Raw genomic sequence first — 21,020 nt, forward strand, 5'->3', positions numbered from 1 at the left:
GGAGAGACCCCATGACCGAAGCTTATATTTATGACGCCCTGCGCACCCCGCGCGGCAAGGGCCGCAAGGATGGCAGCCTGCACGAGGTAACCTCGGTACGCCTGTCCGCCCTGACCCTGAATGCGGTGAAAGAGCGCAACAATCTGGAAGGCCACGCCGTTGAGGACGTGATCTGGGGAAATGTCACGCAGGTGATGGAACAAGGCGGCTGTCTGGCACGTTCGGCTGTTCTGGCCTCGGACCTGGACCAGTCGATCCCCGGCCTGGCGATCAACCGTTTCTGTGCATCCGGCATGGAAGCTGTGAACCTGGCGGCAAACCAGGTCAAGGGCGGCGCTGGCCAAGCGTACATCGCAGGTGGCGTGGAAATGATGGGACGCGTGGCCATGGGCAGCGACGGCGCAGCGATTGCCGTTGATCCCTCGCTGGCGATGGACACCTATTTCGTGCCACAGGGAATCTCGGCCGATATCATCGCGACCGAATATGGCTTTAGCCGTGATGACGCAGACGCGTTGGCGATGGAATCGCAACGCCGAGCCGCGGAAGCATGGGCAGACAACCGCTTTGAGAAATCGGTTATCACCATCAAGGATCAGAACGGCCTGACCATTCTGGACCGCGACGAATACATGCGCCCCGGCACTGACATGCAAAGCCTTGGCGGCCTGAACCCGGCCTTCCAGATGATGGGCGAACAGATGCCCGGCTTTGATAAGGTGGCGATGCTGAAATACCCGCATCTGGAAAAGATCAACCACATCCACCACGCGGGCAACAGCTCGGGCATCGTGGATGGTGCGGCGGCGGTTCTCATCGGCAACAAGGAATTCGGCGAGAAACACGGCCTCAAGCCGCGCGCGCGCATCAAGGCAACCGCCAAGATTGGCACCGACCCGACCATCATGCTGACCGGCCCGGTACCGGTGACCGAGAAGATTCTGGCCGACAACGGTATGAAGATCAGTGATCTGGACCTGTTCGAAGTGAACGAAGCTTTTGCTTCAGTCGTTCTGCGGTTCCAGCAGGCGTTTGATGTCGACCCCGGTTTGGTCAACGTCAACGGCGGTTCGATCGCCATGGGCCACCCGCTGGGCGCAACCGGTGCGATGATCATCGGCACTCTGCTGGATGAACTGGAGCGTCAGGACAAGGAAACCGGTCTGGCCACGCTCTGCATTGCATCCGGTATGGGTGCAGCGACGATCATCGAGCGCGTCTGATGCCCAAGCTGGATCTCTCTCAGATCCTGTTTCAGGGTGGCTCGGCCTATCCCGGCAAACTGGCCGAGGCGACCGCAGGTCGTTTCGTCCAGCGTGTGGGCGATGCAGGCGGGCTGTCCCAATACGGGGTCAACATCGTGCGGTTGGAACCGCAAGGCATGTCTTCGCTGCGCCATTACCACATGGAGCAGGACGAATTTGCCATCATGCTCAGCGGCACCTGCGTGCTGATCGATGATGATGGTGAGCATGAGATGCAGCCCGGCGATTGCGCCGCTTGGCCCGCAGGTGAGGCCAACGGCCACCACCTTGTGAACAAAACCGATGCGCCCGCGACCTTTCTGGTAGTGGGCACACGGACCCCGACCGAGACCGGCTATTACAGCGACATAGACATGATGGTGAAGGATGATGAGAACGGATTCGCCTTCACCCGCAAGGATGGCAGCCCGCTGACGGCTGACCAGATTGGAGATGACAATGACTGATTTCACTCTGAGCAAAGACGCAGACGGCGTCGCCACTATCACCTGGGACGTGCCCGGGAAAACCATGAACGTGATGTCCTTTGACGGGCTGGCGCAACTGAGCGATCTGGTCGATCAGGCGCTGGCTGATGACGACGTCAAAGGGATCGTTATCACATCCGGTAAGGACGGGTCCTTTGCAGGCGGCATGGACCTGAACCTGTTGGCAGTGATGAAGGAACAGGCGGGCGACAACCCGGCAAAAGGCCTGTTCGAGGGCACGATGCAGATGCACGCCCTGCTGCGTAAAATCGAGATGGCAGGCATGGACCCCAAGACCAAGAAGGGCGGCAAGCCGATTGCCACCGTTCTGCCTGGCACCGCTGCTGGCATTGGCATGGAACTGCCGCTGTCCACGCACCGCATCTTTGCAGCCGAGAACCCAAAAGCGAAATACGGCCTGCCCGAGATCATGGTTGGCATCTTCCCAGGCGCTGGTGGCACCACCCGGATGGTCCGCAAGGTTGGCGCGATTGCCGCCGCTCCGCTGCTGCTGGAAGGCAAAATGCTGGACGTCAAGAAAGCCAAGGGCGCGGGTTATATTGACGAGATCGCAGCCGACCCGATGGCCGCAGCCAAGGAATGGGTGCTGAACGCCAAGGACGCGGATATCGTCAAACCCTGGGATGCGAAGGGCTATAAGATGCCCGGCGGTGCCCCCTATCACCCTGCCGGTTTCATGAACTTTGTCGGCGCATCGGCGATGGTGAACGGCAAAACCCAAGGCGCCTTCCCTGCGGCTAAGGCTCTGCTGAGTGCAGTTTACGAAGGCGCACTGGTCGATTTCGACACCGCGCTGAAGATCGAAGCGCGCTGGTTTACATCTGTTTTGATGAACCCGTCGTCGGGTGCGATGATCCGGTCGCTGTTCCTGAACAAGGAAGCGTTGGAAAAAGGCGCTGTGCGTCCGGCGGGCGTACCCGATCAGCGGGTCAAGAAGATCGGCGTTCTGGGCGCGGGCATGATGGGTGCCGGTATCGCGCTGGTCTCAGCTCAGGCCGGTATGGAAGTGGTTCTGATCGACCGTGACCAAGAGGCCGCGGATAAAGGCAAGGCCTACACCGAGAGCTACCTGGACAAGGGTATGAAGCGCGGCAAGGTCACCGCTGAGAAGAAAGAGGCCATGCTGGGTCGCATCTCTGCGACGCCGGATCTGGACAACCTCAAGGGCTGCGACCTGATCATCGAAGCCGTGTTTGAAGACGTCGGCGTAAAGGCCGAGATGACCAAGAAGGTCGAGGCGATTATCCCTGAGGATTGCATTTTTGCGTCGAACACTTCGACCCTGCCGATCAGCGATCTGGCCAAGGCGTCGGTGCGTCCGGATCAGTTCATCGGCATCCACTTCTTCTCGCCAGTCGAGAAGATGTTCCTGGTCGAGATCATCAAAGGCAAGGAAACAGGTGATCGCGCGGTGGCCAAGGCACTGGACTATGTCCGCCAGATCCGCAAGACGCCGATCGTGGTCAACGACGCACGCTTCTTCTATGCCAACCGCTGCATCATTCCCTACATCAACGAAGGTTTGCGCATGATCACCGAGGGCGTCAGCCCTGTGCTGATTGACAACGCCGCGCGTCAGTTGGGCTTCCCCGTTGGTCCGATCCAGCTGAACGATGAAACCTCGATTGATCTGGGCGCCAAGATTGCACGCGCCACCAAAGCCGCGATGGGCGATGCCTATCCGGAAAACCCGGGCGATGATCTGATCTTCTGGATGGAAGAACAGGGCCGTCTGGGCCGCAAGGCAAACGCGGGCTTCTTCGACTATGACGAAAAAGGCAAGCGCACCGAGTACTGGAAGGGTCTGCAGGAGAAATACCCGCATGCCGAGGACCAGCCTGACCTGATCGAAGTGCAAGAACGTCTGATGTTCGCGCAGGTTCTGGAAGCGGTCCGCGCGTTGGAAGAAGGCGTTCTGGAGGACATCCGCGAAGGCGACGTAGGTGCGATCCTTGGCTGGGGCTTTGCGCCATGGTCGGGTGGTCCGCTCAGCTGGCTGGACATCATTGGCACGCCCTACGCCGCCGAGCGTTGCGACCAATTGACGGCACAGTATGGCGAACGTTTCACCTGCCCGCCGCTGCTGCGAGGGATGGCTGAGAAAGGCCAGAGCTTCTATGGTCGCTTTGACCCCGAAGCAAAAGCTGCCTAAAAAAATAGACGCTGGTGCGGGTTACCGCGCCAGCGCCATTCTTTAATCAATAGCTTTAAATAAATTAGAATATCGGAGCAGGCCGCCCCGGCCGCCCGGGACGTCGCGCGCCCATAACAGGCCGCGCTGGAAATATCGGGTTCTGCATGATCGGCGCCGGTAGCGCGCCCAGTGAGTTTGCAAGCACTGCTACATCCCTGCTATGCGCGACCATGTCGATCAGATCTTCGGTCCGCTCAGCATCGACCACCTTGTAAGAGGCATTCGCGGGCCGGCTGTTCGACCCAAAGCGGCCCGCAGGACAAAAGGCGCGCAGTCCGCCCTCAATGTAGATCACTTCGTCTTGCTCAAAGAACAACGAACCAACCTCAAACAGCAATGATGGCGCGCTGGACGAAAGCCGGAACGTACCGCTGAGAACCCGCGCTGGGACCACGGGCATGCTGATCGGCAGCGTGATCGGACCCCGGTTCAGTTTGGTATTATCCAACGCCACGCCCTGCTCTGGCATCAACCAGACCGGATCGCCATTATACAAAGTGTTTGACGGCACACGGACCGGCAGGTTTTCCGCTTTGGTCTCACTGGCAGGGATTGCGATGCAATCGGTCGCAACCCGCGAGACTGCCCTGAACCCGTTGTCCATCGTTCGGATCAGATCGCCTGCTTGCAGTCCTTCAACAGGCTGCCAACCGCGATCCGTCGCAATCTTAGTTCCGTGGACAAAACCACCCCGACGCGCGTTCAACGAAACCGCAGGGTTGTCCTGCACTTGATGGTTCGGAACGGCCTCATAACTCAAAACACTCTGTACTTTTAACACGTGTCGCACCCACTTCTGACACAAAACAACTACTCATAACGACTAGCACAACTTAAACATGGCCGACTTTGTTTAGACACATTGCCGCCCAATTTGCGCTCTTAAGGCCGTGAAAAACAACAATTCTCTGAACAACACTGCGCAATTGGAAAATATTGGCAGATTTTTGGAAACTATAATGACCGCCAGCGCTCATCCGTGCGGCCGAATCTGTCGGAACCCGTCGATTGAAATCGCCCGGGTCATGTTACTCCCATCGGTATCAGGTCTGAATGATCCCCGCTTGCCCACTCAAAACAATAGGCTGGCCTCAGGATACGCCTAAACAGGTTCTGGCCGAGCAGCCTCGCGCCCTGCACGCCATCCCAACAGGGCACCAGCGATTGCGATCAAGCCAATCCCAGCAATCTGCATCGGCCCGATTGCCTGCCCGAAGGCCGCAAAAGCAAAGAGCGGACCAAAGATCATGACCGAGTACTCAAAGACCGCGACATAGGACGGCTCGCCCACCTGATAGGCCTTGATCAACATGAAGACGGCAATCGTGGAACCAACCGCCTGTATTGCGATCCACGGCAATGCTGGTTGCATCTGCCAGACCCAACCCCGCGCGGCGAAACCGTCGGGACCATCCGGCGCGGCCACCGGAATCAGCTCGAGAACCAGAAGACCGATCCCCCCGGCCGCCCCCAGCGTGATGATCATCGCGGCCAACAGAGCGACGGTGCTTTCATCCGAACAGTGGCTGCGCGTGATAACGGCACTCAACGCGTAGAACAGGCCCCCGGCGACCGGCAACAGGCTGCGGGTATCGAAATCGTAGGGGTCAAGCTGCAGCACGCACAGGATCCCTGCAAACCCCAGAAAAACCGCAACGATACGCCAAGGACCAATCCGTTGTTTCATTGCCAGGGCCGAGATCAACAGGACAAAGATCGGCGATGTGAATAACCCGGCCAGCGCCTGCGCAATCGGCATGACCGCAAGCGACGCGAAATAGAACAACATGGCCAGGGTGATCAGTACGCTGCGCAGAATCACCGGGCCAAATCGTTTCGGGCGCATACTGCCCAGCCCCAATAGCGACAGACCAAAGATCAGCGGCAACATCAGCAACGCGCGGCTCAGGTGGAATTGCCACAGGCCAACCGTTTCCGCCAACAGGATCACCACGTTGTCTATCACCCCGATGATGGCCATCGCGCTGATCATCAGCACCGATGCCAGTATGGGTGACGTCTGAGTGTCCGCCTGCATCATTCACCTCGGCATAACAGTGGAGCACGACAGGCCGATCCTTCGCGCGCCGTTGTATCCAGCACATTTACTGCAGACGGCGCAACTGGTTTGCGCCCTTTGAATTTACCATGTTAAGCTGGGGCAAAATAATAACGAGCAAACTTCACCTTGATGACGGCTCTGAAACAGTACGAACGGATCGAAGCCACCGGTCTGTGGCGCCCCTCGCCCGACGTGCAGCGGCGCGAGGTTGTGGTGTCGATTGGCGAAGCAACGCTGACGATTTCTGATTTCAACGATCGGGCATTGACCCATTGGTCATTGGCTGCGCTGGAACGACAGAACCCAGGACTTTATCCCGCAATCTTCAACCCGGACGGCGACCCCGACGAAACGCTGGAGCTGGAGGAAACCGAGACGACGATGATCGCGGCGATCGACCGTTTGCAAAAGGCAATTGATCGGTCGCGCCCGCATCCCGGACGGTTGCGCTGGCTTAGTGTTGCGGGTGTGGTTGCTGCAGTTGCCGCGCTATTGCTGCTTTGGGTTCCGGCCGCGCTGCAAAACCACGTCGTTTCTGTTGTCCCCGAGATCAAGCGATACGATATCGGAGATGCGATCCTGCACCGGATTGAACGGGTTTCGGGTGTTTCGTGCACCTCAGAGGATGCACAGGCTGCGTTGGACCAACTGGCAGCCCGAACCGGAGTGCGAGAGGTCGTTATTCTGCCCGCTGGGGTACAAACAAGCCTCGGCCTGCCTGGTGGGATCATTCTGTTGAACCGCTCATTGGTTGAAGATCACGAGGACCCATCCATCGCCGCCGGTTACATCATTGCCGAACGCGCGCGGGCCGCCGCACAGGATCCCTTGGACGAGGTACTGGACCGAACCGGCCCAACTACGGCGTTTCGCCTGCTGACAACCGGAGAGCTGACGCCCGAGATCGTTGACGCCTATACCGAACAGGTCTTGTCAGAACCGCGCCCAACTTTGTCCGATCAAGATTTGCTGGAAGTTTTCGCCCAAGCGGCGCTGCCTTCAACGCCATATGCCTATGCTGTGGATGTCACGGGGGAAGACACTCTGGGCTTGATCGAGGCCGACCCGATGGCCGGGCGCCCGCTGCCGCAAGTGCTGCCGGACCGCGATTGGGTCCGACTGCAGAATATCTGTGGCGAGTAGGCCGGTTACTTGGTGCCGAACATTCGGTCGCCGGCATCGCCCAACCCAGGCATGATATACCCTTTTGAGTTCAACTCGCGATCCAGCGACGCCGTGACGATGTTCACGTCAGGATGCGCCTCTTTCATGCGGGCGACGCCTTCGGGCGCGGCCAGCAGGCATAAGAACCGGATATCGGTCGCCCCTGCCTCTTTCAGCAGATCAATCGCCGCAGCCGAGCTGTTGCCGGTGGCCAACATTGGGTCAACGGCAATGACAAGACGGTCTTTTAAGCCTTCGGGCGCTTTGAAGTAATACTGAACCGGTTTCAGCGTTTCTTCGTCGCGATACAACCCGACAAACCCGACACGGGCCGAGGGGACCAGTTCCAGCACCCCGTCCAGCATCCCATTTCCCGCCCGCAGGATCGATACCAAAGCCAGTTTTTTACCGGCCAGAATGGGGGCGTCCATTTCCTCCATTGGGGTTTCGATGTGGCGCGTGGTCAGCTTCAGCTCACGCGTGACCTCATAGGCCAGCAGCAACGTTATTTCGCGCAGCAGCTGTCGGAAAACAGCGGTCGAGGTGCCCTTGTCCCGCATGAGCGTCAGTTTGTGCTGCACCAGCGGGTGGTCAACGACGGTCAGGTGTTCGCTCATGTTCTCTCCAGTCTTTTCTTGACCCGTTCGCGGGTGCCATCATCGCAGAAGGCCGCATTCAGGGCTGTGTCGTTCAGGGCCGCAAAATCCTTCGCGTCCCAGCCAAAGGCCTGATGCAGCATCTCATATTCGCGCCGCATGGTGGTATGGAAAAACGGCGGATCGTCTGTGGAAACTGTGACGTTCACACCTTGATCGCGCAACCGGGCAATCGGATGTGCCGCAAAATCGGGGAATAGACCCAGAACCACGTTGGAACCGGGGCAGACTTCAAGTGTGACTTCGCGGTCGACAAGTTCCCGGATCAGATCGTCGTCCTCGATGGCCCGCACGCCGTGGCCGACCCGTTCGACACCAAGGTCCCGAACAGCATCGCGTACGCTTTCGGGCCCGCCGAACTCTCCGGCATGGGTGGTCAGGCGCAACTCAGCTTCGCGGGCGCATTCAAAGGCCCATTTGTAATCGCCCTGCGTCCCGACGCCCTCATTACCGCCCATGCCAAACCCGGTGATCCAGTCACCGGCGGTTTCTGCTGCGCAATAGGCGCTTTGTTTCGCCTGTTCGGGTCCAAAATGCCGGACGCACGTGACAACGCCGCGCAAGGTGATATCGAACTTGCGCTCAGCCTCGTCCGCCGCGTCCTGAATGGCGTTCAGATAGTCACGCCAGGCGTGCACATCCCCGCCGCCGCAGAAATCAGGGCTGAGGAAAGTTTCCGAATAGACCACCCCATTCGCAGCACTCTCCTCCAGAATGGCCAAGGTCAGGCGACGGAAATCCTCGGGTGATTTAAGCACCTCGCAGGCGGCCTCGTAGACACTGAGAAAGTGGGCGAAGTCGCGGAAGTCATAACTTCCGTCTGATTTAAAGATACCGCTCAGGTCTATGCGTTTTTCATGCGCAAGCTGACGGATGAATTCAGGCGGTGCTGCCCCTTCATGGTGCAGGTGCAACTCGATTTTGGGTAGGTCTGCGACGGTCATAGAAAACTCTTCCCCGGCCCTTGTGCCGGAATGTTCAGATGGTGTGCGATACTTGCAGCGACATCGGCAAAATCGACAGCCCCGATTTGGCCCGTGCCCTGCCCCGCGATCAGAACGGGCGCCTGTTCGCGCGTGTGGTCGGTTCCGATCCAACTGGGGTCATTGCCGTGATCTGCGGTCAAAAGCATAAGATCGCCCGAGCGCAGCTTGTTCAGAATCAAACCGATCTCGCGGTCGAACCATTCCAAGGCGCGGGCATAGCCGCTGATATCACGGCGGTGGCCATAGAGGCTGTCGAATTCAACAAAATTGGCGAAGGTCAGGCTGCCTTCTTCGGCCTGATCGACCAAATCGGACAAGTGGCCCATCAACTCGGCATCCGACCCTTTGCGTAGCGTGTCGATCCCCTGCATCGAGAAGATGTCACCGATCTTGCCCACCGCATGGACGCGGCGTCCTGCATCCTGCACCCAATTGGTCAAAACCGGCGCCGGCGGCAGAATGGCAAAATCCTTTCGGTTGGTGGTGCGGGTAAAGCCCTGATCAGGTGAGCCTGTGAAAGGTCGCGCGATGACGCGACCCACTTTCATCTCATGCAACCGCGGGGCAAGCGCCTTGCACATGTCCAGCAGGCGGTCGAGGCCAAAGCTCTCCTCATGTGCCGCGATCTGGAACACGCTGTCGGCGGAAGTGTAGCAGATTGGCCGACCCGTCCGCATATGCTCGGCCCCTAGTTCGGCGATAATGGTCGTGCCCGAGGCGTGACAATCACCTAGAATACCGTCTGTTCCAGCCGCCTGGGCCGCAGCCTGGCTTAAGTCGGCGGGGAAGGTTGGCGTGGTATCCGGGAAATAATGCCAATCCCACGGCACCGGCAGACCGGCCAGCTCCCAGTGGCCAGAAGGCGTATCCTTGCCCAGTGAATGCTCTCTCGCGCACCCCCAGCGCCCAGACGGATCGACCTCCAACCCCGGCGTTTCTGACCCCGATGCCAACCGCGTTGCGGCCCTCAGTCCCAGCGCATCCAAGTTTGGCAGGTAAAGTGGGCCTGAGCGCCCGTCTTCAGCCCGCCCTTCGGCGCAGGCCTGTGAAATATGGGCCAGTGTGTTTGCACCCGTGTCCGACACATCGCCATTAAAGAACCGATCAGCATCCGGCGCGCCGCCGATGCCAACCGAGTCCATCACCACAAGAAACGCGCGGGTCACGGCGTAATCCTTTCGTGGACAAGAGTGGGCTCTGCCGGGGCATCGGCACCTATCGTGATCGCGCTGAGAACGCTCTGGGCGGCCCGCCGCGCGGCATCTTCCCGCGAAGCGTGGATTACCGCCAAAGGCGCGCCCTTCTCGACTTTGTCGCCCAGCCGGACGATGTCAGACAGACCCACGGCCGGGTTGATGACGTCGTCTTCAACATGCCGTCCTCCGCCCAGTGCAACAACTGTCAGGCCCAGCGCCTCACCGTTAATGGCAGTGATGTGTCCGTTGGTCTGTGCCGGAACCTCAAGGATCACGCTGGCCTCTGGCAAGTACCGGGACCAGTTTTCAACAAACTGCAGCGGCGCGCCTACGGCTGCCATCATACGCCCAAAGCGTTCCGCCGCGCGACCGTCGCGGATGACATCCGTGATCTTGTCGCGACCTTCTTCGGCGGTTGCGAACATCCCGGCATCCGCCAGCAGAACCCCGCCCAACTCGGCCGAGATTTCGGCCAGCGGGGCATAGGGGTCTTGCGTCATGACCTTCATCACCTCGGCCACTTCCAACGCATTGCCCAGCGCAGGCGCTAAAGGTTGGTGCATATCGGTGATGACCGCCGAGGTCCGGCAACCTGCTGCATTCGCAGTTTCCGACAGGGCCTGTGCCAGTTTGCGCGCATCCTCCAAAGTTTTCATAAACGCGCCGCTGCCTACCTTGACATCCAGCACTAAAGCCTCGGGGCTGGCGGCCAGTTTCTTGGACAGGATCGACGCTGTGATCAGGTCCAGGCTTTCAACGGTCGCCGTCACATCACGGATCGCATAAAGGCGCTTGTCGGCCGGGGCGATCTGCCCCGTAGCCCCGACAATGGCCGCGCCTGTATCCCGCAAAATCTGCGTCAGGCGGTCCTGACCGATCTGGGTGCTGACACCGGGAATGGCCTCAAGCTTGTCCAGCGTACCGCCAGTATGCCCCAGACCCCGGCCCGAGATCATGGGGACATAAGCCCCCATCTCAGCCAGTGCAGGGGCGAGCACAAGGCTTACGCTATCCCCCACCCCACCTGTCGAGTGTTTGTCGATTACCGGGCCATCGAAATCCCAGCTGAGCACGTGGCCGCTGTCGCGCATGGCGATCATCAGATCGGCGCGCCCTTTGGTGCCCAATCCGCCCATGCAGACGGCCATGGCAAAAGCGCCCGCTTGGGCGTCGCTGACACCACCATCGGCCAGTCCTTGCGCGAACCAGTTCAGCTCATCTCCGGTCGGCACCTCATTCCGGCGCAGTTTTGCAATGATCGAACGGGCATCCATGGGGTCACACGTCCTCCATGTGCGAGGCGTCGAAAGCACCCGGCAGCAATTGTCCAATCGTGGTTACAAACTCGGCGCCATCCATGGTCGCCAGCGTCACCTTGACGTCCCGCTTGCCAAATTCGGCCAGCTTTTGCCGGCAACCGCCACACGGCGGAACCGGTTGCGGGCTTGAGGCAACAACATAGACCTCGGACAGTTCCTGTTCGCCCGCAGCGACCATCGCAGCGATAGCTCCGGCCTCGGCACAGGTGCCTTCAGGGTAAGCCACATTTTCCACGTTACAGCCGGAATAGACCTCACCGCTGGCGGACCGGATTGCAGCCCCAACTTTGAAGTTGGAATAAGGCGCATAAGCTTTTTCCCGGACAGACAGCGCTGCATCTTTCAAAGTCATGGCGATTCCCCATTTTTGATCAACTGGTCAGAAAATCACACCCTAAAGGAAACTGCCCGGGGAGTTGAACCCCCGAGTACAAGATTCCCAGGCAAATTCTCACCTAGCCCAGATCGGTATTGAAGACCCCCGGAAGGGTGACTTCAAGCAATTCGACATCATCAGAAGGTTCGGACAGTTTGGTGCGCATACCGGGCGGGATCACGAACGCATCCCCATGTTCCAGACGGTAGGGGTCGCGCTCTTCACCTTCCAAAGTTACCTCGCCCGTCATGACGAAGGTAAAATGGATATCCGTGTCATGCGTCGCCCAAACCGGTTCACCATGCCCTTTTCGTACGACCTGCACGCCTGCGACACCCTTGGTATTCTCGGCAATTGTCGTGTCGCGACAGATGTATCCAGGCAGGCGGAATGGCCCCCACTCCGAATTCTCGGCTTTGTTATAAACAAAACGCTGCCCCTGCCATTCGCGGTCCGGCCGGAAATTCGGCGTAGGCAGTTCCATCTCGTGGTCGATTTCGGTGACATGTTCGGCGGGAACACCGATTTCGATCACCTGAACATTATCGGAGGCTTCAAGAACGCGGTGGCGGATTTCTGGGGGTTGGATAAAGCAATCCCCGGCTGTCAGGCGCATTTTTTCGCCCTGATCCTCGTACACGACGTCGACCCAACCATGGATGCAGAAAATCAGTTGAAACCCGACCTTGTGGAAATGCACCATGTCCGGCACCGGCCCCCCATCGGGGATACGGATATGGCTGGCGATGATCGACCCACCCAGCCGATCTGGCACCAGATCGCGGTAATGCATCCCCGCCCGCCCGATGATCCAGGGGGCCTGATCCTTGAGCCTGCGAACCACGAAGGAATGCACCGTTTCTGGCATCACCATTGGCGGGTTCAACTCGTCAATTTCAACACGCGTACCATTGGGCGCGACCAGAGTCCGCTGTCCGCCCGCAAAACCGTCAGGATCGTCTGTCAGGATGCGGATCGTGCCTGCCGCTTCAGGCGCGTCCCTCTCAACCCGAAGGCGCAACCCGTGGCCTGAAAACACGGCAACACTCGGATCGTCAGCGGGATAGATCATATCCATCCTCATTCCGAGCGTCTTTGTGAAAAACGGGATATCGTCGCGCAGTTCGCTTGTGGGCAGTCGGATTTCAGCGCGCGCCTGGCTGTTGTTCAAGGTCGAGGTCATTAAGCGTCTCTTCGGCATCGGATTTTGGCCATCCGATCAGAACAGAGGCCAAAATGCCAATCGAAAAGAACATCTCAAGCGTTTCTTCCAGAACAAAGAACCGAACAGTCATAAGTGTGGACAGATCTGCCTGGTAAATTCCGGAAACTTCCTCGAGCAGCTGAGCGGTTACCGCCAGCAATCCCGCCAGCACGAAAATCAAAAAAAAAGGCGCCCGTCGCTTTACCGCCTGCCATGCCGTCGGGGCTCCATGCCATAGGGCACCTCCGATCACGATGACGGCCAGAACAATCCGGACAGACGTCATATCAAGCACACTGTCCAAACCGTTAAGGACCCAATATGGCAGGCTGTCGACTGGATAGATTTCCGCCTCAAGCTCTCTTTCCGCCAGCAACAGACAGACCAGCGCAATATAAAGATGGGTGATGCCGGGATAGCGCCAGAGCGCGGCCAGACCTGAGGCAAAAAGCGCTGCGGCCGAGATCGTTTCGAACAATCCCCCCTCTTCGTTCAGAGCAAGGGCTTGAACCGGCCAGATACTGACGGCGGCAAGGACAAGAATGGCGATCAGCAAAACCGATACGTAAACGGCGCGATCCGGACCAACAACGACCTGGTCCGCCGGGAAGGCGGTCCCGGCCTGAAATTCATCTTTATAGCTCATTTATGGCTTTCAGTGCTCGACAGGTCTAGGTTGGCTCCAAAGTTGCCCGAATGTAAAAGCAATACGACGCTTTTCAACGGGATGTCGGTGAACTTTAGCGAAACTGTTGCAAAATGACGTAGCGTAGCCAAAGCCGGGGAAATAGTTTAACACTAAATCAAATTTTCTGAGGAGTTGAGTCGCCGATGTCGGACACACCCAGCCTGCGGCAGGCCGCGCTAGAATATCACGCCCATCCAAAGCCCGGTAAGCTTGAAATCAAAGCGACAAAACCGATGGCGAACGGCCGCGATCTGGCACGCGCCTATTCGCCCGGTGTGGCAGAGGCCAGCCTGGAAATCAAAGCGGATCCTGCAAATGCCGAGCTGTATACCGCACGCGGGAACCTGGTAGCTGTCGTCTCAAACGGGACAGCTGTTCTGGGGCTGGGAAACATCGGCGCGCTTGCCTCTAAACCTGTGATGGAAGGCAAGGCCGTCCTGTTCAAGAAATTCGCCGGGATCGATTGCTTTGACATCGAGGTCGATCAACCCGACCCCGAGAAACTGGCGGAAATCGTTTGCGCATTGGAACCGACCTTTGGCGCGATCAACCTTGAAGACATCAAGGCGCCGGACTGTTTCATCGTCGAAAAGCTGTGCCGGGAACGGATGAACATCCCGGTCTTTCACGACGACCAACACGGCACCGCGATTGTCGTGGGTGCCGCGGCCAAGAATGCGCTGCACGTCGCCGGCAAAAATTTTGAAGACGTCAAGGTTGTCTCAACCGGTGGCGGCGCGGCTGGAATTGCCTGCCTGATGATGCTGGTCAAACTGGGCGTCAAGCGCGAGAATATCTGGCTGTGCGACATTCACGGGCTTGTCTATGAAGGCCGTGAAGAGGACATGAACCCGCACAAGGATCAATTCGCACAAAAAACGGATTTGCGCACGCTGGACGATGTAATCGGCGATGCAGACCTGTTCCTTGGCCTTAGCGGGCCGAACGTCCTGAAGCCCGAGATGGTTGAGAAGATGGCTAAGCGCCCGATCATCTTCGCGCTGGCCAATCCAAGCCCGGAAATTTTGCCACAAGCCGCACGCGAAGTCGCGCCGGACGCGATCATTGCCACGGGCCGCAGCGACTTTCCCAATCAGGTCAACAACGTTCTGTGTTTCCCCTTCATCTTCCGGGGCGCGCTGGATGTGGGTGCGACCGAAATCAACGACGAAATGCAGATCGCCTGCGTGGACGGGATCGCCGAGATGGCACGCGCCACAACCAGCGCCGAGGCGGCTGCGGCCTATAAAGGTGAGCAACTGACTTTTGGCCCCGATTATCTGATCCCCAAACCCTTTGACCCGCGCCTTGTCGGCGTCGTGTCCTCTGCCGTTGCCAAAGCCGCGATGGAAAGCGGTGTGGCCAAGCGCCCGATCGACGACTTCGAGGCATACAAAGAACGGTTGAACCAGTCCGTCTTCAAGTCTGCCCTGCTGATGCGCCCGGTCTTTGAGGCCGCGGCCGTGGCCTCGCGCCGGATCGTTTTTGCCGAGGGTGAGGACGAGCGTGTTCTGCGCGCAGCTCAGGCCATTCTTGAGGAAACAACCGAAACCCCAATCCTGATCGGCCGCCCCGAAGTGATCAATGCACGATGCGAACGGTTGGGGCTGACGGTCCGTCCCGGCAAAGACTTCCAGATTGTGAACCCGCAAGACGACCCGCGATATTATGACTACTGGAACTCGTATCACGAGATCATGCAACGCCGCGGTGTCACGCCGGACCTGGCAAAGGCGATCATGCGGACGAACAACACCGCCATTGCGGCCATCATGGTGCAACGTGGTGAGGCAGACAGCATGATCTGCGGCACCTTTGGCGAGTATCGTTGGCACCTGAACTACGTCGAACAGGTTCTGGGCGATGTCGATCTGCACCCGCATGGCGCGCTGTCGCTGATGATCCTCGAGGACGGACCGCTGTTCATTGCCGATACCCATGTTCGGCAGCTACCAACCCCAGAAGAGCTGGCCGAGTCGACCATTGGCGCCGCGCGTCATGTTCGGCGTTTCGGGATCGAGCCTAAAATCGCCTTCTGTTCTCAGTCGCAGTTTGGCAATCAGGCTGAAGGATCGGGCAAAAGGTTGCGGGCGGCACTGGATATCCTCGACGCCGAGCCGCGCGATTTCACATATGAAGGTGAAATGAACCTGGATCTGGCCCTCGACCCTGAACTGCGTTCGCGGATCTTCCCGAACTCACGCCTGAAAGGAACAGCAAACGTTCTGATCTTTGCCCATGCGGATGCGGCGAGCGGAGTGCGCAATATCCTGAAAATGAAGGCCGATGGCTTGGAGGTCGGCCCGATCCTGATGGGCATGGGCAACAAGGCACATATCGTGACGCCGTCGATCACAGCACGCGGATTGCTGAATATGGCGGCGATCGCGGGTACACCCGTAGCGCATTACGGTTAATTAACCTGAGCACAGTATTCAGGGCACCAGTGTCGGCGCCCTGTTTGATTCACAGCAGGCAATAATTTGCACGCCAAAATATTCAACTTTGCAAAAGCGAAAAATTAATCGTGAAAAGTCAGCAACAATGCGATGATTTGCAAAAATTTGCAGGCTGACTTGCGGATTCTTGCAAATTTTTTGCGATAAAGTGACGCTCCGTCAAAGCGCTCGCTTGTGCGGTGCCCCCTGGCCACATAACACATTTCTCAAGGAGATTTAGGAGGAGTTCACCGTGGCATATCAGGACATTTACGAAGGCTGGAAATCTGATCCAGAGGCTTTTTGGATGAACGCCGCAAAGGCTATTGACTGGGTTCAACCGCCGACCAAAGCCCTGTTTGACGACAACGCCCCTTTGTATGAGTGGTTCAGCGATGCCAAGGTGAACACCTGCTGGAACGCGGTCGACCGGCATGTCGAAAATGGTCGCGGCGAGCAGACTGCCATCATATATGACAGCCCGATTACCCACACCAAACGCGAAATTTCATATGTCGAACTGCGCAACCGCGTGGCCAATCTGGCCGGGGCATTGCGCGCCAAGGGCGTCGAAAAGGGCGACCGTGTCATCATCTATATGCCAATGATCCCCGAAGCGCTGGAGGCCATGCTCGCCTGCGCCCGTCTGGGGGCCGTGCACTCGGTGGTGTTCGGCGGCTTTGCCAGCAATGAGCTGGCTGTCCGGATCGACGACGCCAAGCCCAAGGCCATCATCGCCGCATCCTGCGGGATGGAACCGGGTCGCGTCGTGCATTACAAACCGCTGCTGGACGGGGCCATCGACATGGCCAACCACAAGCCCGAGTTCTGCGTGGTCTTCCAGCGCGAACAAGAAGTGGCACAATTAATTGAAGGGCGTGACTACAATTGGCATGGCTTCCAATACGGTGTCGAACCAGCGGAATGCGTTCCAGTCGATGGCAATGATCCGGCGTACATCCTCTATACTTCCGGCACCACCGGCGCGCCCAAAGGTGTTGTACGCCCGACGGCTGGCCATTTGGTGGCACTGAATTGGACTATGAAGAACATCTACGATGTCGATCCGGGCGATGTGTTCTGGGCGGCCTCGGATGTGGGCTGGGTAGTTGGACACTCCTACATCTGTTATGCTCCGTTGATTCACGGCAACACGACGATTGTGTTCGAAGGTAAACCCGTTGGCACCCCCGACGCAGGCACGTTCTGGCGGGTGATTTCCGAGCATAAGGTCAAAAGCTTTTTCACCGCCCCGACCGCCATCCGCGCCGTGAAGCGTGAAGACCCCAAGGGGGAAATGCTGGCGAAGTATAACCTCTCCTGCTTGCGCGCGTTGTATCTGGCCGGCGAGCGGGCTGATCCCGATACGATCGAATGGGCGCAGGACGCGTTGAAGGTGCCGGTGATCGATCATTGGTGGCAGACCGAAACCGGCTGGACCATCGCTGGCAATCCGCTCGGAATCGAGGAACTGCCGGTCAAGCTGGGTTCACCCGCCAAACCGATGCCTGGCTATGATGTCCAGATTTTGGACGAAGGCGGTCATCCGATGAAGCCAGGTGAGTTGGGCGCAATTGCGATCAAGCTTCCCCTTCCCCCGGGCACCTTGCCAACGCTGTGGAATGCCGAGGATCGGTTCAAAAGTTCATACCTGAACCAATTCCCCGGTTATTACGAGACCGGCGATGCAGGCATGGTCGACGAGGATGGCTACCTTTACATCATGGCGCGCACTGATGACGTGATCAACGTGGCTGGCCACCGCTTGTCGACCGGCGGGATGGAAGAGGTTCTGGCCGCCCACCCCGACGTGGCCGAATGTGCAGTGATCGGTGTGACCGACCAGTTGAAAGGTCAAATGCCAGTTGGGTTCCTTTGCCTGAATGCAGGCTGTGACCGCGACCATGGCGAGGTGGTTCAAGACGTCGTCAAATTGGTGCGCGAAAAGATCGGGCCGGTCGCTGCGTTCAAACTAGCCGTGGTGGTAGACCGCCTTCCCAAGACCCGCTCGGGCAAGATCCTGCGCGGAACGATGGTGTCGATTGCGGACAGCAAGGACTACAAGATGCCAGCCACCATCGATGATCCTGCTATTCTGGACGAGATCACCGACGCGTTGAAAACCCTTGGCTACGCTCAGTAGCAGACATGCGGGCGACGATCCGTCGCCCGCATGTCTTTCTCTTGCAACCTGAAACAAGCCCCCTACTGTCATCCCAATACAGCGAGGGCCCATGACACAAACCGATATCTGGCGTCTGAACGCCACCGACCTGACCGCCTTGACCCGCAGCGGTGAGTTGAGCGCGTTGGAGGTCACTCAGAATGCAGTCGACCGAATGCATCAGGCCAACCCAGACCTGAACGCGGTGGTCGAAGACCTGAGCACCGAGGCGTTGGAGCGTGCGCGTGAACTGGATGCGGCCGTGGCAGGCGGTGCACCCGTGGGGCCGTTGCATGGCGTTCCCGTCACTATCAAGATCAACGTCGATCAAAAGGGGTACGCGACCTCGAACGGTGTTGTTGCCCTGAAGAATGTGATCGCGCCCGACGACGCGCCGGTTGTGCGCAATCTGCAGAATGCCGGGGCCATCGTGATCGGGCGGACCAATACGCCAGAATTCTCATTCCGCGCCGATACAGACAACCCGCTGCATGGCCGAACACATAACCCGTGGGGCCGCCATATCTCGCCCGGTGGATCTTCGGGCGGGGCCGGTGCGGGCGTGATGGCTGGGATCGGCGCGCTCGCGCATGGCAACGACATCGGCGGCAGTCTGCGGTTTCCCGCAGCGGCCAATGGCGCGGTCACGGTTAAACCCGGATTGGGGCGTGTCCCTGCGTGGAACCCTAGCCAACAGGTCGAACGCGGAATTCTGGCACAATCCATGTCGGTGCAGGGGCTAATCACCCGCTCTGCCGCCGACTCGCATCTATCCATGCCCAGCCTGATCGCCGCCGACCCCCGCGATCCATTTCACGTTTCAATTCCGTGGCGCGGGGAAGCCATGGATGATCCGATCAAAGTGGCCTTCACCAAAAACACCTTCGGCTATGCGCTGCACCCCGAGGTCGACAAGGCGCTGGACACGGCCCGCGATGCGCTGGTCGACGCCGGCTATCTGGTGGAAGAGATCGACCCGCCGGATGTATTCGAGTGTGGTCGGTCAGGGTATCGCGCCTTGATGGGCGAAGTCCTGACCCTGATGCAAAGCGACATCAAGGCGGCGGGATCTGAAACCATCCGCGAGATCTTTGACGTCTATTTTCAGGAATTCCCGCCCATAGTTGAAACCGACCTGATCCGAATGCTGGCCAAGCGCACCCACTATGCCCGTGAATGGTCGTTGTTTATGGAAGACTACGCTTTAGTCCTGTCGCCTTTCCTGCCGCAACCTTTCTTCAAGCCGGATCGGGACACCGAAGGCGCCGAAGGGGTGCACGAGGTACTTGGGTGCGCCGTGTATTCCTATGCGATGAACTTTCTGGGCCTGCCCGCCGCATGCGTTCCGGCGCGGCTGGCGGATTTGCCCAGCGGCCCGCAGCCGATCAGTGTCCAGATCGCTGCCCGCCGCTGGCGTGAAGATATGGCCGTGGATGCCGCCGCCGCAATTGAGGCGCGCGTCGGGCAGATGTGCTTGCCGTTGTGGGAGAAGATGGGCACGTAGTGCGACCCAAAACGAAAATAGACCCCGGGTTTTTGTGCCCGGGGTCCGCTTACTAAAATAAGCCCAGATATCATTAACGAGCGTAGCACCACCTACCCTCGCCAGCGCGTAAACTGCGCTATCGTTCGAAAACGTCGTTTGGTGGCCACTCACTCCCACCGAGACGTGTTCTCCGGGCAAGATCAGATTAGCGGAAAGTTAATGAAGCTCATGTGAACTGCTTCACACAAGTTCTAAAAAATTCGTAAGTCCCAAAATTTAGGTGAATTGCTCGGATATCAGGCGCTCTTCTAACCCATGCCCTGGGTCGAATAAAATGCGGTGCTGGATTGCAGGTTCAGAGCGGATCTCGACCCAGTCGATATCAGCGAAAGACACCGAATCTGCATCCGCCATGACCGGGCGCTTGTCCGCATCCAGCACATCAAAACGCACCTTGGCGATCTTGGGCAACAGCGCGCCGCGCCACCGGCGTGGCCTGAATGCAGCAATAGCCGTCAGGGCAAGAACATCTGATCCAATTGGCAGAATCGGGCCGTGAGCCGAGTAGTTATAGGCGGTCGATCCGGCGGGCGTGGACAGCAGCGCACCATCGCAGACCAGCTCATCCATACGAACACGGCCATCGACGCTTATCCTGAGGCGCGCAGCCTGTGGTCCGGCGCGCAGCAGCGACACCTCGTTGATCGCCAGCGCCTCGTGCATCTTACCTGACTGATCCATCGCACGCATGGCCAGTGGGTTGATGACTTCTTCCTCGGCTTCCCCCAGACGGGCCATAAGGTCCCCTTCGTGGAATTCGTTCATCAGAAAGCCGATTGTGCCGCGATTCATGCCATAAACCGGTGTATCCAGGTGCTGCATGCTGTGCAGCGTATGGAGCATGAACCCGTCACCGCCCAGTGCAACGACCACATCGGCATCCCGCGGTGCCGCGTTTCCATAACGTTTCACCAGCACGTCGCGGGCTGTTTGGGCCACTTTGACGTCGTTGGCGAGGAAAGCGATTCTCTGGATCATTTGTTGCGGTTTCCGGTCTTGCACATTTGGTTCCGAAACAACCATACCTTTCCCCGATAAGCCAGACTTGACGCCGCAGCGGGCCAATTCGTCGCTTTAATGCTTTTGCGCATGTACCGTTTCCGATAGGAAATCCGCAAGATTCTTACCCAGCCATGTGGAGCCCCCATGAACGCCAATCTCCGTGATACCGGATTTTTCACCCAGTCCCTGTCTGACCGTGATCCCGAGCTGTTCGGCTCGATCACATCCGAGCTGGGTCGTCAGCGCGACGAGATCGAGTTGATCGCATCCGA

At 58.5% G+C, this 21,020-nt stretch carries 17 protein-coding genes; 7 read left to right on the forward strand and 10 right to left on the reverse strand.

Annotated elements, in window-relative coordinates:
* Nucleotides 1-11: 11 nt before the first annotated feature.
* The 3 genes from DK510_RS22260 to DK510_RS22270 are packed head-to-tail and all read left to right on the forward strand — an operon-like array spanning nt 12 to nt 3,905.
* Nucleotides 12-1,223, forward strand: coding sequence for an acetyl-CoA C-acetyltransferase (locus tag DK510_RS22260; RefSeq protein WP_109313971.1), 1,212 nt, complete (start codon nt 12-14; stop codon nt 1,221-1,223).
* Complete coding sequence (locus DK510_RS22265; RefSeq protein WP_109313972.1) at nt 1,223-1,711, forward strand: cupin domain-containing protein; 489 nt, start codon at nt 1,223-1,225, stop codon at nt 1,709-1,711. Before DK510_RS22260 ends, DK510_RS22265 begins: the two co-directional genes overlap by 1 nt.
* The gene (locus DK510_RS22270) at nt 1,704-3,905 is read left to right on the forward strand and encodes a 3-hydroxyacyl-CoA dehydrogenase NAD-binding domain-containing protein (protein WP_109313973.1); all 2,202 of its coding nucleotides are present in this window, start codon (nt 1,704-1,706) and stop codon (nt 3,903-3,905) included. Before DK510_RS22265 ends, DK510_RS22270 begins: the two co-directional genes overlap by 8 nt.
* Before the next feature lie 64 nt (nt 3,906-3,969).
* Here DK510_RS22270 and DK510_RS22275 read toward each other — a convergent pair whose 3' ends face one another.
* Together DK510_RS22275 and DK510_RS22280 are read right to left on the reverse strand one after the other, a co-directional pair.
* Nucleotides 3,970-4,728: a Hint domain-containing protein gene (locus tag DK510_RS22275; protein WP_234999203.1), complete on the reverse strand. Its 759-nt coding sequence runs from the start codon at nt 4,726-4,728 to the stop codon at nt 3,970-3,972.
* Nucleotides 4,729-5,049: 321 nt separating this feature from the next.
* Nucleotides 5,050-5,985, reverse strand: coding sequence for a DMT family transporter (locus DK510_RS22280; protein WP_109313997.1), 936 nt, complete (start codon nt 5,983-5,985; stop codon nt 5,050-5,052).
* Nucleotides 5,986-6,138: 153 nt separating this feature from the next.
* Here DK510_RS22280 and DK510_RS22285 point away from each other — a divergent pair, with 153 nt between their 5' ends.
* Complete coding sequence (locus DK510_RS22285; protein ID WP_109313975.1) at nt 6,139-7,152, forward strand: hypothetical protein; 1,014 nt, start codon at nt 6,139-6,141, stop codon at nt 7,150-7,152.
* A 5-nt stretch (nt 7,153-7,157) separates the two neighbouring features.
* Here DK510_RS22285 and upp read toward each other — a convergent pair whose 3' ends face one another.
* The 7 genes from upp to DK510_RS22320 all read right to left on the reverse strand — a co-directional run bounded on the left by upp (nt 7,158) and on the right by DK510_RS22320 (nt 13,556).
* A complete protein-coding gene (upp, locus tag DK510_RS22290; RefSeq protein ID WP_058274218.1) occupies nt 7,158-7,790 on the reverse strand; it encodes a uracil phosphoribosyltransferase in 633 nt (210 codons plus the stop codon).
* Nucleotides 7,787-8,773 carry an adenosine deaminase gene (locus DK510_RS22295; RefSeq protein ID WP_109313976.1) on the reverse strand — a complete coding sequence of 329 codons (987 nt, stop codon included), beginning with the start codon at nt 8,771-8,773 and terminating at the stop codon, nt 7,787-7,789. Before DK510_RS22295 ends, upp begins: the two co-directional genes overlap by 4 nt.
* A complete protein-coding gene (locus DK510_RS22300; RefSeq protein WP_109313977.1) occupies nt 8,770-9,981 on the reverse strand; it encodes a phosphopentomutase in 1,212 nt (403 codons plus the stop codon). Before DK510_RS22300 ends, DK510_RS22295 begins: the two co-directional genes overlap by 4 nt.
* Nucleotides 9,978-11,285: a thymidine phosphorylase gene (locus DK510_RS22305; protein WP_109313978.1), complete on the reverse strand. Its 1,308-nt coding sequence runs from the start codon at nt 11,283-11,285 to the stop codon at nt 9,978-9,980. The genes DK510_RS22300 and DK510_RS22305 overlap by 4 nt, the downstream gene beginning before the upstream one ends.
* A 4-nt stretch (nt 11,286-11,289) precedes the next feature.
* On the reverse strand, nt 11,290-11,682 hold the full coding sequence (locus DK510_RS22310; RefSeq protein ID WP_109313979.1) for a cytidine deaminase: 393 nt from the start codon (nt 11,680-11,682) through the stop codon (nt 11,290-11,292).
* A gap of 103 nt (nt 11,683-11,785) precedes the next feature.
* Nucleotides 11,786-12,889, reverse strand: a complete 1,104-nt coding sequence (locus DK510_RS22315; RefSeq protein WP_109313980.1) for a cupin domain-containing protein — start codon at nt 12,887-12,889, stop codon at nt 11,786-11,788.
* Nucleotides 12,852-13,556: a hypothetical protein gene (locus tag DK510_RS22320; protein ID WP_109313981.1), complete on the reverse strand. Its 705-nt coding sequence runs from the start codon at nt 13,554-13,556 to the stop codon at nt 12,852-12,854. Before DK510_RS22320 ends, DK510_RS22315 begins: the two co-directional genes overlap by 38 nt.
* A 185-nt stretch (nt 13,557-13,741) precedes the next feature.
* On the opposite strand from DK510_RS22320, the gene DK510_RS22325 reads away from it, so the two are divergent.
* The 3 genes from DK510_RS22325 to DK510_RS22335 all read left to right on the forward strand — a co-directional run bounded on the left by DK510_RS22325 (nt 13,742) and on the right by DK510_RS22335 (nt 19,704).
* Nucleotides 13,742-16,015 (forward strand): NADP-dependent malic enzyme, encoded by a 2,274-nt coding sequence (locus DK510_RS22325; RefSeq protein WP_109313982.1) that lies wholly within the window; start codon nt 13,742-13,744, stop codon nt 16,013-16,015.
* Nucleotides 16,016-16,289: 274 nt separating this feature from the next.
* The gene (gene prpE / locus DK510_RS22330) at nt 16,290-18,179 is read left to right on the forward strand and encodes a propionate-CoA ligase PrpE (protein ID WP_109313983.1); all 1,890 of its coding nucleotides are present in this window, start codon (nt 16,290-16,292) and stop codon (nt 18,177-18,179) included.
* A gap of 91 nt (nt 18,180-18,270) precedes the next feature.
* On the forward strand, nt 18,271-19,704 hold the full coding sequence (locus DK510_RS22335) for an amidase family protein (protein WP_109313984.1): 1,434 nt from the start codon (nt 18,271-18,273) through the stop codon (nt 19,702-19,704).
* A gap of 258 nt (nt 19,705-19,962) precedes the next feature.
* On the opposite strand, the gene DK510_RS22340 is transcribed toward DK510_RS22335, so the two are convergent.
* A complete protein-coding gene (locus DK510_RS22340; RefSeq protein ID WP_234999205.1) occupies nt 19,963-20,724 on the reverse strand; it encodes an NAD kinase in 762 nt (253 codons plus the stop codon).
* Between the last annotated feature and the right edge of the window lie 296 nt (nt 20,725-21,020).

Source organism: Ruegeria sp. AU67, from assembly GCF_900312795.1.
GTDB classification, from domain to species: Bacteria; Pseudomonadota; Alphaproteobacteria; order Rhodobacterales; family Rhodobacteraceae; genus Ruegeria; species Ruegeria atlantica.

Coding starts and splice junctions, on each gene's coding strand:
- upp (WP_058274218.1), bottom strand. CDS start 7,790: ATGAGCGAACACCTGACCGTCGTTGACCACCCGCTGGTGCAGCACAAA.
- DK510_RS22260 (WP_109313971.1), top strand. CDS start 12: ATGACCGAAGCTTATATTTATGACGCCCTGCGCACCCCGCGCGGCAAG.
- DK510_RS22280 (WP_109313997.1), bottom strand. CDS start 5,985: ATGCAGGCGGACACTCAGACGTCACCCATACTGGCATCGGTGCTGATG.
- DK510_RS22265 (WP_109313972.1), top strand. CDS start 1,223: ATGCCCAAGCTGGATCTCTCTCAGATCCTGTTTCAGGGTGGCTCGGCC.
- DK510_RS22295 (WP_109313976.1), bottom strand. CDS start 8,773: ATGACCGTCGCAGACCTACCCAAAATCGAGTTGCACCTGCACCATGAA.
- DK510_RS22315 (WP_109313980.1), bottom strand. CDS start 12,889: ATGACCTCGACCTTGAACAACAGCCAGGCGCGCGCTGAAATCCGACTG.
- DK510_RS22320 (WP_109313981.1), bottom strand. CDS start 13,556: ATGAGCTATAAAGATGAATTTCAGGCCGGGACCGCCTTCCCGGCGGAC.
- DK510_RS22340 (WP_234999205.1), bottom strand. CDS start 20,724: ATGATCCAGAGAATCGCTTTCCTCGCCAACGACGTCAAAGTGGCCCAA.
- DK510_RS22335 (WP_109313984.1), top strand. CDS start 18,271: ATGACACAAACCGATATCTGGCGTCTGAACGCCACCGACCTGACCGCC.
- DK510_RS22285 (WP_109313975.1), top strand. CDS start 6,139: ATGACGGCTCTGAAACAGTACGAACGGATCGAAGCCACCGGTCTGTGG.
- DK510_RS22270 (WP_109313973.1), top strand. CDS start 1,704: ATGACTGATTTCACTCTGAGCAAAGACGCAGACGGCGTCGCCACTATC.
- DK510_RS22305 (WP_109313978.1), bottom strand. CDS start 11,285: ATGGATGCCCGTTCGATCATTGCAAAACTGCGCCGGAATGAGGTGCCG.
- DK510_RS22325 (WP_109313982.1), top strand. CDS start 13,742: ATGTCGGACACACCCAGCCTGCGGCAGGCCGCGCTAGAATATCACGCC.
- DK510_RS22310 (WP_109313979.1), bottom strand. CDS start 11,682: ATGACTTTGAAAGATGCAGCGCTGTCTGTCCGGGAAAAAGCTTATGCG.